At 68.0% G+C, this 14,050-nt stretch carries 13 protein-coding genes and 1 pseudogene; 7 read left to right on the top strand and 7 right to left on the bottom strand.

All coding sequences use genetic code 11. The annotated features are described in order from the left end of the window. Genes ccmB through napE form a run of 7 tightly spaced genes read right to left on the bottom strand, consistent with a single transcriptional unit; the run spans window position 1 to window position 5,437 of the window. Window positions 1-657, bottom strand: a complete 657-nt coding sequence (ccmB, locus tag RR928_RS00280) for a heme exporter protein CcmB (protein ID WP_332547652.1) — start codon at window positions 655-657, stop codon at window positions 1-3. Further along, complete coding sequence (gene ccmA / locus RR928_RS00275; RefSeq protein WP_332681141.1) at window positions 651-1,328, bottom strand: cytochrome c biogenesis heme-transporting ATPase CcmA; 678 nt, start codon at window positions 1,326-1,328, stop codon at window positions 651-653. Before ccmA ends, ccmB begins: the two co-directional genes overlap by 7 nt. A gap of 4 nt (window positions 1,329-1,332) precedes the next feature. Next, window positions 1,333-1,977 carry a cytochrome c3 family protein gene (locus RR928_RS00270; protein WP_332537632.1) on the bottom strand — a complete coding sequence of 215 codons (645 nt, stop codon included), beginning with the start codon at window positions 1,975-1,977 and terminating at the stop codon, window positions 1,333-1,335. Between the two features lie 30 nt (window positions 1,978-2,007). Next, the gene (locus RR928_RS00265) at window positions 2,008-2,502 is read right to left on the bottom strand and encodes a nitrate reductase cytochrome c-type subunit (RefSeq protein WP_332537631.1); all 495 of its coding nucleotides are present in this window, start codon (window positions 2,500-2,502) and stop codon (window positions 2,008-2,010) included. Window positions 2,503-2,519: 17 nt separating this feature from the next. Beyond that, the gene (gene napA / locus RR928_RS00260) at window positions 2,520-5,012 is read right to left on the bottom strand and encodes a periplasmic nitrate reductase subunit alpha (RefSeq protein ID WP_332681138.1); all 2,493 of its coding nucleotides are present in this window, start codon (window positions 5,010-5,012) and stop codon (window positions 2,520-2,522) included. After that, the gene (locus tag RR928_RS00255; RefSeq protein ID WP_332537628.1) at window positions 4,993-5,301 is read right to left on the bottom strand and encodes a chaperone NapD; all 309 of its coding nucleotides are present in this window, start codon (window positions 5,299-5,301) and stop codon (window positions 4,993-4,995) included. The genes napA and RR928_RS00255 overlap by 20 nt, the downstream gene beginning before the upstream one ends. Continuing rightward, complete coding sequence (napE, locus tag RR928_RS00250) at window positions 5,294-5,437, bottom strand: periplasmic nitrate reductase, NapE protein (protein WP_332537627.1); 144 nt, start codon at window positions 5,435-5,437, stop codon at window positions 5,294-5,296. The genes RR928_RS00255 and napE overlap by 8 nt, the downstream gene beginning before the upstream one ends. Window positions 5,438-6,356: 919 nt before the next feature. Here napE and RR928_RS00245 point away from each other — a divergent pair. From RR928_RS00245 to RR928_RS00215, 7 genes and pseudogenes are all read left to right on the top strand, one after another. Beyond that, window positions 6,357-7,370 carry a helix-turn-helix transcriptional regulator gene (locus RR928_RS00245; RefSeq protein ID WP_332537626.1) on the top strand — a complete coding sequence of 338 codons (1,014 nt, stop codon included), beginning with the start codon at window positions 6,357-6,359 and terminating at the stop codon, window positions 7,368-7,370. A 213-nt stretch (window positions 7,371-7,583) separates the two neighbouring features. Then, a complete protein-coding gene (locus RR928_RS00240) occupies window positions 7,584-9,656 on the top strand; it encodes a TonB-dependent receptor domain-containing protein (protein WP_332537625.1) in 2,073 nt (690 codons plus the stop codon). Between the two features lies 1 nt (window position 9,657). Further along, window positions 9,658-10,767: an ABC transporter substrate-binding protein gene (locus tag RR928_RS00235; protein WP_332537624.1), complete on the top strand. Its 1,110-nt coding sequence runs from the start codon at window positions 9,658-9,660 to the stop codon at window positions 10,765-10,767. Continuing rightward, entirely contained in the window at window positions 10,764-11,849 is a 1,086-nt protein-coding gene (locus RR928_RS00230; RefSeq protein WP_332537623.1) for a FecCD family ABC transporter permease, read from the top strand. The genes RR928_RS00235 and RR928_RS00230 overlap by 4 nt, the downstream gene beginning before the upstream one ends. Then, window positions 11,846-12,670: an ABC transporter ATP-binding protein gene (locus RR928_RS00225; protein WP_332547648.1), complete on the top strand. Its 825-nt coding sequence runs from the start codon at window positions 11,846-11,848 to the stop codon at window positions 12,668-12,670. The genes RR928_RS00230 and RR928_RS00225 overlap by 4 nt, the downstream gene beginning before the upstream one ends. Window positions 12,671-12,717: 47 nt before the next feature. Beyond that, entirely contained in the window at window positions 12,718-13,803 is a 1,086-nt protein-coding gene (locus tag RR928_RS00220) for a siderophore-interacting protein (RefSeq protein ID WP_332537621.1), read from the top strand. Between the two features lies 1 nt (window position 13,804). Further along, window positions 13,805-14,050, top strand: a pseudogene (locus tag RR928_RS00215) (hypothetical protein); the annotation flags it as partial.

Raw genomic sequence — 14,050 nt, 5'->3', positions numbered from 1 at the left:
TCATTCCAGCGCCAGGCGCAGCGCCTGTGCAATGGCCCAGGGCGTGGCCAGCAGCGCCAGGCACAGGCAGGCGCCCAGCAGGTTCAGCGCGGGCGCGGCGCTCAGGCCCAGGCTGGCCTGGGTCACGGCATGGCTGCCAAAAATCAGAATCGGAATGCTCAGCGGCAGCACCACCAGCGCCAGCAGCAGCTGGCCGCGCAGGCCCAGCGTCAGCGCCGCGCCCAGGGCCGCGAGCAGGCTCAAGCTGGGCGTGCCCAGCGCCAGCGCGGCCAGCAGCACCCCGACGGCATCGGCGGTCATGCCGTACTGCCAGCCCAGCACGGGAGCGGCCAGCAGCAGCGGCACGGCGGCGATCAGCCACTGGGCCGCGACTTTCATGCCGACCAGCAGCCACAGCGGCGTGGCCGCCAGCGCCCATTGCTCGAGCGAACCATCGGCCAGCTCGCCCTCGAACAGCTGATGCTGGCCCAGCAGCAGCGCCAGCAGCGCCGCGACCCAGACCACGCCCGGGGCGATCTGCCGCAGCAAGGCGCTGTCGGGCCCCAGCGCCAGCGGAAACAGGCTGCCGACCAGCACAAAGAACAGCAGCCCGCCCAGCGCCTGCGCGGGCCGGCGCTGGGCCAGCCGCATCTCGCGCACGAAGACGGCTTTCAGCATGCGGCCTCCGGCGCGCCGGCGCGCGGCAGGCGCGACAGGTCCAGCGTGCGCATGCCGCTCTCGGGCAGCGCCAGGCCGCGGTGGGTCGCCACAATGGCCAGCCCGCCGGCAGCGCAATGCGCCGCGAGTATTTCGGCAAGGCAGGCGCTGCCCTGGTCGTCGAGCGCATTGTCGGGCTCATCAAGCAGCCACAGCGGCCGGTCGCTGAGCACCACGCGTGCCAGGCCCAGGCGCCGGCGCTGGCCCTGCGACAGCCGCCCGTAAGGGCGTGCGCCCAGGTCCTGCAGGCCCAGCGTGGCAAGAGTCCGGGCGACATGCGCGGCATTCCAGGCCTGGCCTTGCAGCGCCAGCGCGAAGCGCAGGTTTTCCAGCGCCGTCAGCGCATCGTTCATGCTGGCCTGGTGACTCAGATAGGCCAGCTGCTGCTGGTAGGGCGCGGCGCTGGGCGCCAGGGTCTGGCCCGCCCAGGCCAGCCGGCCCGCGCGCCACGGCATCAGGCCCGCCAGGCTGCGCAGCAGCGTGCTCTTGCCCGCGCCGTTGCGCCCCTTGAGCACCAGCAGCTGGCCTGCGCCCAGCTCGAACGAAAGGTCGCGCAGCAGCACGCGGCCATTGCGCACGCAGCCCCAGCCGGACACCGCAAGAGACAAGTCAGCCCAGGCCGTGCGCTCCATGCAGTTACGGCTTGACGGCCGCGGCCGCCACGGGCTTGGGCACGTCCTGGCCCGGGCTGTCGGTGGGCGCCTGGCCCGGTGGAATATGCGGCAGCTTGTGGGCAATGCCCTTGTGGCAGTCGATGCAGGTCTTTTCCTTGTTGGCGAGATAGGTCGAATGCATGTTCTGCGCACGCAGGCTCTGGCGCGTCATGTCCATGGAGTCGTAGTTGTGGCAGTTGCGGCATTCGAGCGAATCATTGGCCTTGAAGCGCGCCCATTCATGCTGGGCGAGTTCCAGCCGCTTGGCCTGGAACTTCTCCGGCGTGTCGACGGTGCCGAAAATCTTGCCCCAGACCTCCTTGGAGGCCTGCATCTTGCGCGCCATCTTGTCGGTCCAGTTGTGCGGCACGTGGCAGTCCGAGCAGATCGCGCGCACGCCCGAGCGGTTGGTGTAGTGGATGGTGCTCTTGAGTTCGGCAAACACGTTGTCGCGCATCTCGTGGCAGCCCGTGCAGAACTTCTCGGTGTTGGTCAGCTCCATCGCGGTGTTGAACGCGCCCCAGAAAAGAATGCCGGCAATGAAGCCGCCTATGGTCAGGAAACCGAGACTGAAGTGCACGCTGGGGCGGCGCATGACCGCCCAGTAGCGCTTGATGAAATTCATCATGGTGGTGACCTTTTGCTGCCGGGGGCGGCGTCAGTTTTTCTTCTGGGGCTTGCCCGGCGCCTGGTTGCGCAGCGATTGCAGCAGCAGCGTGTCGACGTCGACAAACGTGTTGTTGACCAGCGGCCGCACCGGGTCCTGGGCCACATGGCACTGCATGCAGAAATAGCGCCGCGTCGAGACCTGGCCCAGCATGTTGCCGTCGCGATCCATGTAATGCGTGATCGACACCGGCACGGCCTGGAACATCTCGGCCTTGGTGCGCGAATGGCAGTCGAGGCACTTGTTGAAGTTCTTGTCGATCTGGTAGCCGTCGACGCGGTGCGGAATGATGGGCGGCTGCATCGCATAGTTGCGCGTGCGGCGCACGTCGTCGTTGACCGCATTGCCCAGCACCGGCGGCTTGGTGGTTTCCATGATGGGCGTGGGGCCGCGCGCGTTGTCGTGGAAGTTCTGGCCCAGGGGCTGGGCCCAGGCCGCGCCCGTGCAGAGCATCAGCAGCAGGCCCAAAGTACGAATGAATTGCATGATCCACACTCCTATGGCTAGACCTTGGTCAGTTTCACTGCGCACTTCTTGAAGTCCGTCTGGAATGAAATCGGATCGGTGGCGTCCAGCGTGACCTTGTTGATCAGCTGGCTGGCGTCGAACCAGGGCACATAGACCAGGCCGCGCGGCGGCTTGTTGCGTCCGCGCGTCTCGACGCGCGAGCGCATGGCGCCGCGCCGCGAGGCTATCTCCACTTCGCTGCCGCGGCGCAGGCCCAGGGCCTTGGCGTCCTCGGGGTGCATGTAGCACAGCGCATTGGGCACGGCGCGGTGCAGCTCGGGAACGCGGCGCGTCATCGAGCCCGAATGCCAGTGCTCGAGCACGCGGCCCGTAGACAGCCAGAACGGAAACTCCTTGTCGGGCGATTCGGCCGCGGGCTCGTAGGGCAGCGCATAGACAATCGCCTTGCCGTCGCTGTTGCCGTAGAACTGGTAGCCGCTGCCGGCCTTCACGTAGGGGTCCGAGCCTTCGCGGTAGCGCCAGCGCGTTTCCTTGCCGTTGACCACGGGCCAGCGCAGTCCGCGCACCTTGTGGTACTCGTCGAACGGCGCGAGGTCATGGCCATGGCCGCGGCCGAAAGCCGCGTATTCCTCGAACAAGCCCTTTTGCACATAGAAGCCGAAGTGCTTGGCTTCGTCGTTCTCGTAGCCGGCCTCCATCTGCGTGGCCGGGAACTTGTCGACCTGGCCGTTGCGGTACAGCACGTCGTACAGCGTCTTGCCGCGGAACTCGGGGCTCTTGGCCAGCAGCTCCTCGGGCCAGACTTCCTCGATCTTGAAGCGCTTGGAAAACTCCATCAGCTGCCACAGATCGGAGCGCGCCTCGCCCGGCGCCTTGACCAGTTGGTGCCAGAAATGCGTGCGCCGCTCGGCGTTGCCGTAGGCGCCCTCTTTCTCCACCCACATGGCCGTGGGCAGTATCAGGTCGGCGGCCACCGCCGTGACCGTGGGATAGGCATCGGACACGACAATGAAGTTGTCGGGGTTGCGGTAGCCCGGATAGCCTTCCTGGGCAAGGTTGGCACCCGCCTGGATATTGTTGTTGACCATCACCCAATAGGCATTGAGCTTGCCGTCCTTGAGCATGCGGTTCTGCTCGACGGCGTGGTAGCCGGGCTTGCCGGGAATCGTGCCTTCGGGCAGCTTCCAGAGCTTCTCGGCGGTCTTGCGGTGGGCGGGATTGGTGACCACCATGTCCGCCGGCAGGCGGTGCGAGAACGTGCCGACCTCGCGCGCCGTGCCGCAGGCCGAAGGCTGGCCGGTCAGCGAGAACGGGCTGTTGCCCGGCGTGGCGATCTTGCCCACCAGCAGGTGGATGTTGTAGATCATGTTGTTGGCCCAGACACCGCGCGTGTGCTGGTTGAAACCCATGGTCCAGAACGACACCACCTTGCGCTTGGGGTCGGCATACAGCTCGGCCAGCGCCTCGAGGCGGTTGGCGGGCACGCCGGTCAGCTCGGCCGTGTACTCGAGCGTATAGGTGGAGACGAACTTGGCGAATTCGTCGAACGTATAGGGCTTGGAGCCGTTCGCATCGCCGGCGTTCTTCGCGGCCTTCTGCAGCGGATGCTCGGGGCGCAGGCCGTAGCCGATATCGGGATTGCCCAGCTTGAAATTGACGTGCTTGGAGACGAAGTCCTGGTTCACGCGCTTGGTGCGGATGATGTGGTTGGCGATGTAGTTCAGGATGGCCAGGTCGGTCTGCGGCTTGAACGTGAGCTCGATGTCGGCGAGCTCGTACGAGCGGTTCTCGAACGTCGACAGCACCGCGACCTTGACGCCTTGCGCGCTCAGGCGCCGGTCGGTCACGCGCGTCCAGAGCACGGGGTGCATCTCGGCCATGTTCGAGCCCCAGAGCACGAAGGTGTCGGTGGCCTCGATGTCGTCATAGCAGCCCATGGGCTCGTCCATGCCGAAGGTGCGCATGAAGCCGGCAACCGCCGAGGCCATGCAGTGGCGCGCGTTCGGGTCGATGTTGTTCGAGCGAAAACCGGCCTTGAACAGCTTGGACGCGGCATAGCCTTCCCAGACCGTCCACTGGCCCGAGCCGAACATGCCCACGGACGTCGGGCCCTTGTCCTTGAGCGCCTTCTTGAACTTCTCGGCCATCACGTCAAACGCGGTGTCCCAGGAGACATGCTGGAACTCGCCGTCCTTGGCGTACTGGCCGTTCTTCATGCGCAGCATGGGCTGGGTCAGCCGGTCGGCGCCATACATGATCTTCGACAGGAAATAGCCCTTGACGCAGTTCAGCCCGCGGTTCACCTCGGCCTGCGGATCGCCCTGCGTGGCGACCACGCGGTTGTCCTTGACGGCCACCATCACGCCGCAGCCCGTGCCGCAGAAACGGCAAGGCGCCTTGGACCAGGTCAGCTGTGCGTTGGCGCTGCCTGCCGCGTCCTGCGACACGGCCTGGATGGGAATGCCGGCCACGGCCCCCGCGGCGGCAGCTGCCGATTGACGAACGAAATCACGCCGGGTGCTGGTCATGGCCGACCTCCTGGTTCAGAAAATGCCGGGATTCGGCGTGTTGATAGACGAGAGAGACGTTGAGCACGCCGGGGATCTGCTGGATCTGCGCCACCTTGTCCATGATGGCGCCGGCGTTGGGCCCTTCGAGGGTCACCACCAGCTTGCCGTCGGGATGGGTGCCGTGCACCTGGGCGTCATCGACCTGCAGCAGGGCTTGCGCGACATGGGACAGGGTCTGCGGCATCACATGCACCACGAGACTCGCAATGTGGAGTTCGTCGGGCAAGACGCGCACGGGCTCAGACATGCGGAGGGCCGGCAAACATCTGATAGAACCAGACCAGGAAACCGTAGATCACGATCAACGCCCCGGCCAGCACGGGCGCCACCACGATGGTGAGAAACGCAAAGCTGCGCAACTCCTCTTTGGCTCTATCAGTCATGGGTTCACCGTTTCCGGGACCTCGACGGGCCCCTGTAGCGCTGCATATTGCGGCCCACCCACCGAGTGGCCTTGCCGGCTCGACGTTGCATTGACCTTTGCGCAGCGGTTATTGCGACATATCGGAATGCTAATGCCGCAATACCCACCAGGACTTGATATGAATCAACTCCGGGCAAGGCATTTTCTGAACAACTGCGGCAGGCGCATTCAAGCGCATTTAAACCTGCGATTCCGGGGAAGCGCAAGCACAAAAGATAATCGCGGCGAAAATCTTCCGACCAAATAATTCTCGTTCGCGATGGCAACTCGGCTTGCGTGCCGCGGCTGCGCGGGGCCGGCCGCAGACCACGCATGGCACTTGGCGCGCGCGTCGCCGACTGTAGGAAGAGGCCGCATATGCTGATTCGGAGCTACCAAAGTCGATCTTGTTCTTTGAATTCGGCCGGGGATGAAGCTAATATTGTCCCCAATGAAGAATGCCTTCCGACAGGGCTTTCAACGGCGCCTTCGCCAAGCCATTCTTCCAAAGTGACGTGCAGAGAAAACGCGGCAAGCCTCCATGCTCCTGCGAATATCAGCGCCCTCACAGCCTTTGTCGCGAAACCCTTGTCTTGCTGGAAGGACTGCAATGAAGAAACCCCTGCATTGGTTCTGTACCCTGGCGCTGGTGACCTGAAGCGCTGCGGCTGGCGCAGGCCTGTCCTGGCGCCGGCGTGATGAATTGAGACCGCCGCCCCGCGGCGGCATGAATCTGCCGTCCCCTTGCGCACGGCGTCTGATGCGCTCCCTGGCAGCGCATCAGACCACTTGCCGGCACGCGGCAAGCACTGTGGGCAGACCCGCCACGCAGACCGTTTTGCGAAACCGCTTAAAATAAGAATTATTCTCAACAAGCGCGTTCGCATCCGCCGCCGCCCATGGCCTCGTCTCTTGTCTCCCTTTCGCGCAAGCAGCCCCGCTGGATGGGCCTGGGCACGCTGCACGCGCGCGATTTCCAAGGGCCGGACTACCGGTTTCTGGACGCCCAGGTCGAGGGGCAGGACGCCTTGCTCAGCGGCCATATCCAGTCGATCCAGATACAGCCCGGCATCTGGCTGCACGGCGTCGAAGCCAGGGATCTGCGCACCCTGCACACCACCACGCCGGCCGAGCCCGGCGTGCATATCGTGGTGCTGCTGGAAGGCAGCGTGGATGTGGCGTTTGGCGGCCAGCCACTGCAAATGCAGGTGCCCGATGCGCCCGGCCTGCAGGCTTGCGGCGCGCTGGTTCATTCGCGCCCCGGCGACCAGTTCGAGCGGCACTGGCGCTGCGGCAAGTACGAGCGCAAGCTGAGCCTGAGCGTGGCGCCCGAACAGCTGCCGGCCTTGGGGCTTGCCGACCAGGCCCTGCCCGCGCTGCTGCGCGCCTGGATCGACAGGCAGCAGCTGGCGATACATCCCTGGCAGCCTTCGGCGCGCGCCATTGCCGTGACCGAGCAGATCATCCAGCTGGCACGCGAAGGCAGCGCCCCGCTGCTGCTGCTCAGCCGCACGCTCGAGCTGCTGCACGAAGCGCTGCAGTCGCTCGATGGCGCGGCGCCGGACAGCAGCGCGCCGGCCGCCCTGGGAATGCGCGAACACCGCCGCATGGCCGGCCTGAAGGCGCTGCTCGACAGCAACGACCCGCCGCTGCAGCCGCTGGGCCAGCTCGCGCGCGACATCGGCCTGAGCCCCAGCGCGCTGCAGCGCCAGTTCAAGCAGCTCTACGGCACGACGATTGACGACTACCGGCGCGACAGGCGGCTGGAACGCGCCTGGGCGCAGCTCGAGCAGACAGGCTGCAGCGTGGCGGAAGTCGCGCACTGCGCGGGCTACACCAGCGCCGCGAACTTCGCCACGGCCTTCAAGCGGCGCTTCGGCATTTCTCCCAAGCTGGTGCGCGCCAGGCTCTGAGGCGCCGCCGGCGCGCGGCGCGGCGGAATCCGGTGCGCAACTCAAATGAGAAGCATTTTTAATTGAAACGCAAACATCTGCCGTGCTTGCGCAAACCACCGGCCTGACCTTAGGTGCTGAAATCAACGGCTGCCAAACAGGGGCACGCATCCGTCCGCGCACCGCGCCGCGGCCGGACGGCGCTCCGCCACCATACCAACAGGTCAGAGGGTCATGAACACCACAACGCAACCACCCGTTTCCCGCGCCGCCGTGCGCTGGGCCGCTGCCGCCACCTTGGCCGCGAGCGTCGCCCCGGCGCTTGCCCAGCCCGTCGAGGCGCCGCTTGAAACCGTCGTGGTGACGGCCAGCGGCGTGCAGCAGCGCATCAAGGATGCGCCCGCATCGATCAGCGTGCTGACGCAGGAGGACCTGCGCAAGGGCAACTTCACTTCCGTGGCCGACGCCGTGCGCCAGGTCGAAGGCGTGTCGGTGGTCGGCGACAACCCCAACGCCACGGACATCATGATCCGCGGCCTGCCCGGCGAATACACGCTGATCCTGATTGACGGCCAGCGCCAGAACACGCGCGAGACCATGAACCGCGGCACGACCGGCGTGCAGGCCAATCTGCTGCCCCCGGTCTCGGCCATAGAGCGCATCGAAGTCGTGCGCGGTCCTATGTCGTCGCTGTACGGCTCCGAAGCCATGGGCGGCGTGATCAACATCATCACCAAGAAAGTGCCCGGCCGCTGGGGCGGCAGCGTCGCGGCTTCGACCACGCTGCAAGGCGACAAGGACTACGGCAATTCGCGCGGCGGCGAGTTCTGGATCGGCGGGCCGATCAAGAGCGACGTGCTGGGCCTGCAGCTGTGGGGCAAGAGCGACAGCCGCAGCGAAGGCGACACCTACTATCCCGGCGCCGAAGGCGCCTACGGCCGCAAGAACCAGAGCCTGGGCGCCAAGCTCACGGCCAGGCCAGACGCGCGCCAGGAAGTGGTGCTTGACCTGGGCAGCGAACGCACCAGCACCGAGACCACACCGGGCCGCTCCACCCTGCCCGCCTATGCCTGGAACAGCGTGCGCCATTCGCGCGACCACTATGGCATCAGCCACAACGGCCGCTGGGACTTCGGCCAGTCCAAGCTGTCGCTGTACCGCGAGGAAGGCGAGAACACGGACTGGCCCCAGGCCGTGAACTACAGCAGCCGCAAGCTCACCAACACCACGCTCGAAGGCAACCTGACGCTGCCGTTTGCCAGGCATGTGCTGCGCATGGGCGGCCAGCGCCAGCGCAGCACGCTGGGCGGCATACGCAACGAGGCCGCGGTCGCGGGCTATCCGGTGAACATCAACAGCGTCTCGCTCGACAGCCATGCGCTGTTCCTCGAGGACGACTGGCTGATCACCGACCAGTTCACCTTGACCGGCGGCGCGCGCATGGACCACGACGAGCGCTATGGCAATCACTGGTCGCCACGCCTTTATGGCGTCTACCATGCCAGCGAGGCGCTGACGCTGCGCGGCGGCGTGACAACCGGCTTCAAGGCGCCGGCGCTGCGCCAGAGCACGGCCGGCTACTGCATGACGACCGGCGGCAACTCGGGCTATCGCGGCCCGCTGTGCGGCAACCCCGACCTGCAGCCCGAAACCAGCACCACCCGCGAGTTCGGCCTGACCTACGAATGGGCGCCCGCCAGCCGCGTCACGGCCACGCTGTTCAACACCGACTTCAAGAACAAGGTGGTGAGCTTCGACTCGGGCCGGCCCGACCCGCTCAACCCCGCCTCGGCCAACCATCTCTATGTCTACGACAACGTCGACCGGGTGCGCATCCGCGGGCTGGAACTCGGACTGCAGCTGCCGCTGGCGCGCGACCTGCGCCTGAACTCCAGCTACACCTATACGCAGTCGCGCCGCCAGGGCGGCACCGAAACCGCGTTTGACGGCAGCTCGCTGGACGGCCAGCCGCTGGAGAAGACGCCGCGCCACCTGCTCAATGCCCAGCTCGACTGGCAGGCCACGGGCAAGCTGCTGACCTTCGCCCGCCTGAACTTCATGGGCAACGCGGTCTACGCGGGCTACCGCAACGGCGCCGCGGTCACGCGCCAGCGCGGCAGTTCGGCAACGCTGGACCTGGGCGGCAGCTACAGCCTGAGCAAGACCGTCGCGCTGCGCTTCTCGCTGCTCAACGCCACCGACCGCAAGGTGCCCGTGGACCTGCGCACGCGCACCCAGGGCCTGGACGGCAACTGGATGATGGACGAAGGACGGCGCATCTGGCTGGGACTCAATGCGGACTTCTGACATGACACCCGGCAGCACGCGCCGGCAGTGGCTCGCCCTCGCCGCCGCGCTGGGCGCGGGCCCGGCCTTGGCCAGCACCCAGCCGGTGCAGATCACCGATCTGCGCGGGCGCAGCGTGCGGCTGGCGCGGCCCGCGCAGCGCATGGTGCTGGCCGCGACCGACGACTTCGTGATGCTGTCCATGCTCGCGCCCCAGCCGGCGAAAAACGTGGTTGCCTGGAACAAGTGGCGGCTGGACGCGCAAAGCCTGCAGATGCTGCGCGGGCCCGACCCGCGCGCCTTCGCGCACATGGCGCAGCTGGCGATAGACGGCCCGCAGAACCTGCATGCCGAAGCGCTGATCGCGCTCGAGCCCGATCTCGTGGTGCTCGATCCGTTCTACGCCCAGGCCAGCCAGACCGTGTCCCGGCTGGAAAAGGCCGGCATCGCCGTCGCGGTGCTGGAAGTCAGCCCCGATCTGCGCCAGGCCGAGCCCACGCGCGGCCTGGTCCAGTTCGGCATTCTCACCGGCCATGAAGCGCGGGCGCGCGAACTGGCGGCGTTTCTCGAGCAGCGCCTGGCGCGCATACGCGAGGGCGTGCAGCGCCTGCGCGCGCGCAATGCGCGCTTGCCGCTGGTGCTGATGGAGCCGCATGCGGGCTCGGCGCCCTGCTGCCTGTCGATGGGCGCGGGCAAGAATCTGGGCGACATGGTGCGCATGGCCGGCGGCCGGCTGATCGGCGGCGAGCTGATTGCCGGCATGGCCGGAACGCTGAGCACCGAATATGTGATGGCCCAGGACCCCGAGATCTACATCGGCACCGGCGGGCTGCACCTGCAGTCGCGCGGCGGCCTGCTGCTCGGGCCCGGGGTCGCGCCGGGCCAGGCCCAGGACAGCCTGCGCCGCGTGGTGCAGCGCACGGGTCTGGCGCAGACGCGCGCCGTGCGCAACGGCCAGGTGCATGGCCTCTGGCACGGCGGACTGGGCATCGTCAGCCTGGAATGCGTTGCCACCTGGCTGCACCCGCGCGAGTTTGCCGACGTCAAGCCCCAGGCCACGCTGGACGCGCTCAACCAGCGCTTTCTCGCTGCGCCCTGGCGCGGCAGCTTCTGGACTTCGCTGCAACCATGAATGACTTTCCTGCCGTGGACCCTGGCCTTTCCTCGCCGGCCCTGGCCGAGCCGCTGCGCGCCTACCGCGCGAGCCAGCGCAGGCGCTGGTGCCTGGTCGCGCTGCTGCTGGCGCTGACGCTGTCCGCCATGCTGCTTGACATCACCAGCGGGCCTTCGTCGCTGCGCTTCATGCAGGCCCTGCACGGCCTGTGGCAGCCTGACTCGCTGCCCCCCAGCCTGCATGTCGTGCTCTGGGATCTGCGCCTGCCCGTGACCCTGCTTGCGGTGCTGGTCGGCGTGGCGCTGGCAGTTGCCGGCGTCGAGATGCAGACCGTGCTGGGCAATCCGCTGGCCGAACCGTTCACGCTGGGCGTGTCGTCGGCCGCGGCGCTGGGCGCTTCGCTGGCCATCGTGCTCAACTGGGGCATTCCGGGCCTGCCCGCGGCCTGGCTGGTCTCGGGCAACGCTTTCATCTTTGCGCTTGGCGCGCTGGCGCTGCTGCAGCTGTTTGCGCGCCGGCCCGGCGCCGATGCCCAGATCCTGGTGCTGTTCGGCATTGCCATTGGCTTTGCGGCCGCGGCGCTGCTGTCGCTGGTGCAGTTTGTCGCCAGCGAGGACGCGCTGCAGCAGCTGGTGTTCTGGAGCATGGGCAGCCTGGCGCGCGCCGACTGGCTGGGCGTGGGCCTGCTGGCCCTGGTGATTGCCTGCGTGCTGCCGTTTTCCTGGCGCGCTGCCAGCGCGATGACCGCGCTGGGCCTGGGCGACGAGCGCGCGCGCAGCTACGGCATCGACGTGGCGCATCTGCGCCGCTGGGCGCTGCTGCGCATCAGCCTGCTGGCGGCCGTGGCCGTGGCGCTGGCCGGCACCATTGGTTTTGTCGGCCTGGTCGGCCCGCATGTCGCGCGCCTGCTCGTGGGCGACGGCCATCGCCATCTGCTGCCCGCCGCCGCGCTGGTGGGCGCGCTGCTGATGGTGCTGGCCTCGGTGGTCAGCAAGTCCATCGTGCCCGGCGTGCTGCTGCCGGTGGGCATCATCACCGCGCTGGTCGGCCTGCCGGTGTTCGTGCTGCTGGTGCTGCGCCGCACGCGGGGTGCGGCATGAAAGCCTGTACACCCACGCTCGCGCCGGCGCCGCTGGCAATTGACAATCTGCAGGTCGACTACCGCCAGCGCCGCGTGCTGCAGGGGCTCACGCTGCCGCCGCTGGCCCCCGGACGCCTGCTGGCCCTGGTCGGGCCCAACGGCGCGGGCAAGTCCACGCTGCTGCGCGCGCTGTCGGGCCTGGTGGCAGCGCGCGGCCAGGTGCGCTTTGGCGCCAGCGAGCTGCTGACCCTGCCCGCGGCGCAGCGCGCGCGCCAGGTCGCCTTCATGCCGCAACTGGGCGCGGCGGGCGGCTCGCTCACGGTGCTTGAAGCCACGCTGGTGGCCATGCACGGCCTTGCAACGGCCTCGCCGGCGCGCGCCATGCAGGCCCTGGAACAGCTGGGCATGGCGCCACTCGCGATGCAGCCGCTGGCCCACCTTTCGGGCGGCCAGCGGCAGATGGCGGCGCTGGCCCAGGTCATGGTGCGCGACTGTCCCATCGTGCTGCTCGACGAGCCGGTCAGCGCGCTCGACCTGGCCCATCAATGGCAGGTGATGCAGACCGTGCAGCAGCTCGCGCACGCGGGACGCATCGTGATCGTGGTGCTGCATGACCTGTCGCTGGCCGCGCAATGGGCCGACGACATCGCGCTGCTGCAGGCCGGCCGGCTCTGCGCCTTCGGCCCGCCGCAGCAGACCATCACGCCCGAACGCCTGCGCGCCGCCTACGGCGTGAACGCGCGCGTGCGCAGCTGCGAGCAAGGCCGGCTGTTCGTGCTGGTCGACGGCCCGGCCGGACCCCACCCGCAGCCGCCCGTACAAACCGCTTGGAGCGGCTAACACCCGCCAGCAAATCGCAGATTTGCGGTGGACAACAGGAAATCAGGATGACATTGCTACAGGCCCGCACCTGCGTGCGCACCGATCAGGCGCAGGCCATGGTCGAGACCATCGTCGAACACATGCGCGAACACGATCTCGCGCCGCAGCGCGAAGGCGCGCGCTGGACCGTGGCCCATGACCTGGGACTGGCCAGCCTCTGGGCCCAGGACGGCTCCATCCACGCGTCGGCCAGTGCGCCCGGCATCGAGGCGCTGCAGGACATCAAGCTGATGCTTGCCCATCTGATTCTCGAGGCCACGCAAAGCGACGACGCGGCGCTGGTCTGGGACGGCGACGGCAGCGCGCTGCAGCGCCCGCCCGCGTTTCGCGTGCTGCGCGTGCTGGCGGTGCAGTCGCTGACGCCGCACCTGCGGCGCGTGCGCTTTGCCGGCAATGACCTGGCGCGCTACGCCCAGGACGAGAACATCCACTGCAAGCTGATGTTCCCCCAGCCCGGCATCACCGCCCCCGAGTGGCCCACGCTGTCGCCCAGCGGCATGCCGCGCTTTGCGCAAGGCGACAAGCGCCTCGACGTGCGCACCTACACCATGCGCGCGATCGACGGCGCCGCGGGCTGGCTGGACGTGGACTTCGTGCTGCATGCGGACGCCGGCCCGGGCTCGGCCTGGGCGGCGCAAGCGGGCGTGGGCCAGGAAATCGGCATGAGCGGCCCGGGCGGGCGCACGGCCGCGCCCGCCGACTGGATGCTGCTGGCGGGCGACGACACCGCGCTGCCCGCCATGCTGCGCATTGCCGCGGCGCTTCCCGCCACCACCCGCGGCCAGGTGTTTGCCGAAGTCCAGGGCCCGCAGGACCAGCTGCCGGTGGTCGCGCCGCCCGGCCTGCAGTGGCACTGGCTGCACCGCGGCGCAGCCGCGCCGGGAACGACCAGCCTGCTGCTTGATGCGCTGCGCGGCGTGCATTGGCCCGCGCCGGCGGGCACGCGCTTTGTCTGGGCCGGCGCCGAGTTCGAGGCGGCGCAGGCGATACGCCACTGGGCCCGGGAAACCCGCGGCCTGGAAAAGAGCGAGCAGCTCATCGTTTCCTACTGGCGCCGCGGCATGGCCGAGCACGAATTCAAGAAGGCCTGACGTGGCCAAGCATTCGGACGCCGGCGCGCGCGCCGGCTGGCGCGCCTGGTTCGCGCGGCACGCGCTCGACCTGTCGCCGCTGCAGTCGCCGGGCTTTCGCCTGCTGTACACCGCAAGGCTGGTGTCGGTGCTGGTCTATGGCGTGCTGGGCGTTGCCGTCGCCTGGCAGGTCTGGAGCCTGACCCAGTCCTCGCTCAAGGTGGCGGGCGTGGGCCTGGGCCTGGCGCTGGGCACGATTGCCGGGCTG

The organism is Comamonas sp., from assembly GCF_036666375.1.
Taxonomy (GTDB): Bacteria; Pseudomonadota; Gammaproteobacteria; order Burkholderiales; family Burkholderiaceae_C; genus Comamonas.
This window is presented reverse-complemented; position numbering and strand designations above follow the sequence as displayed.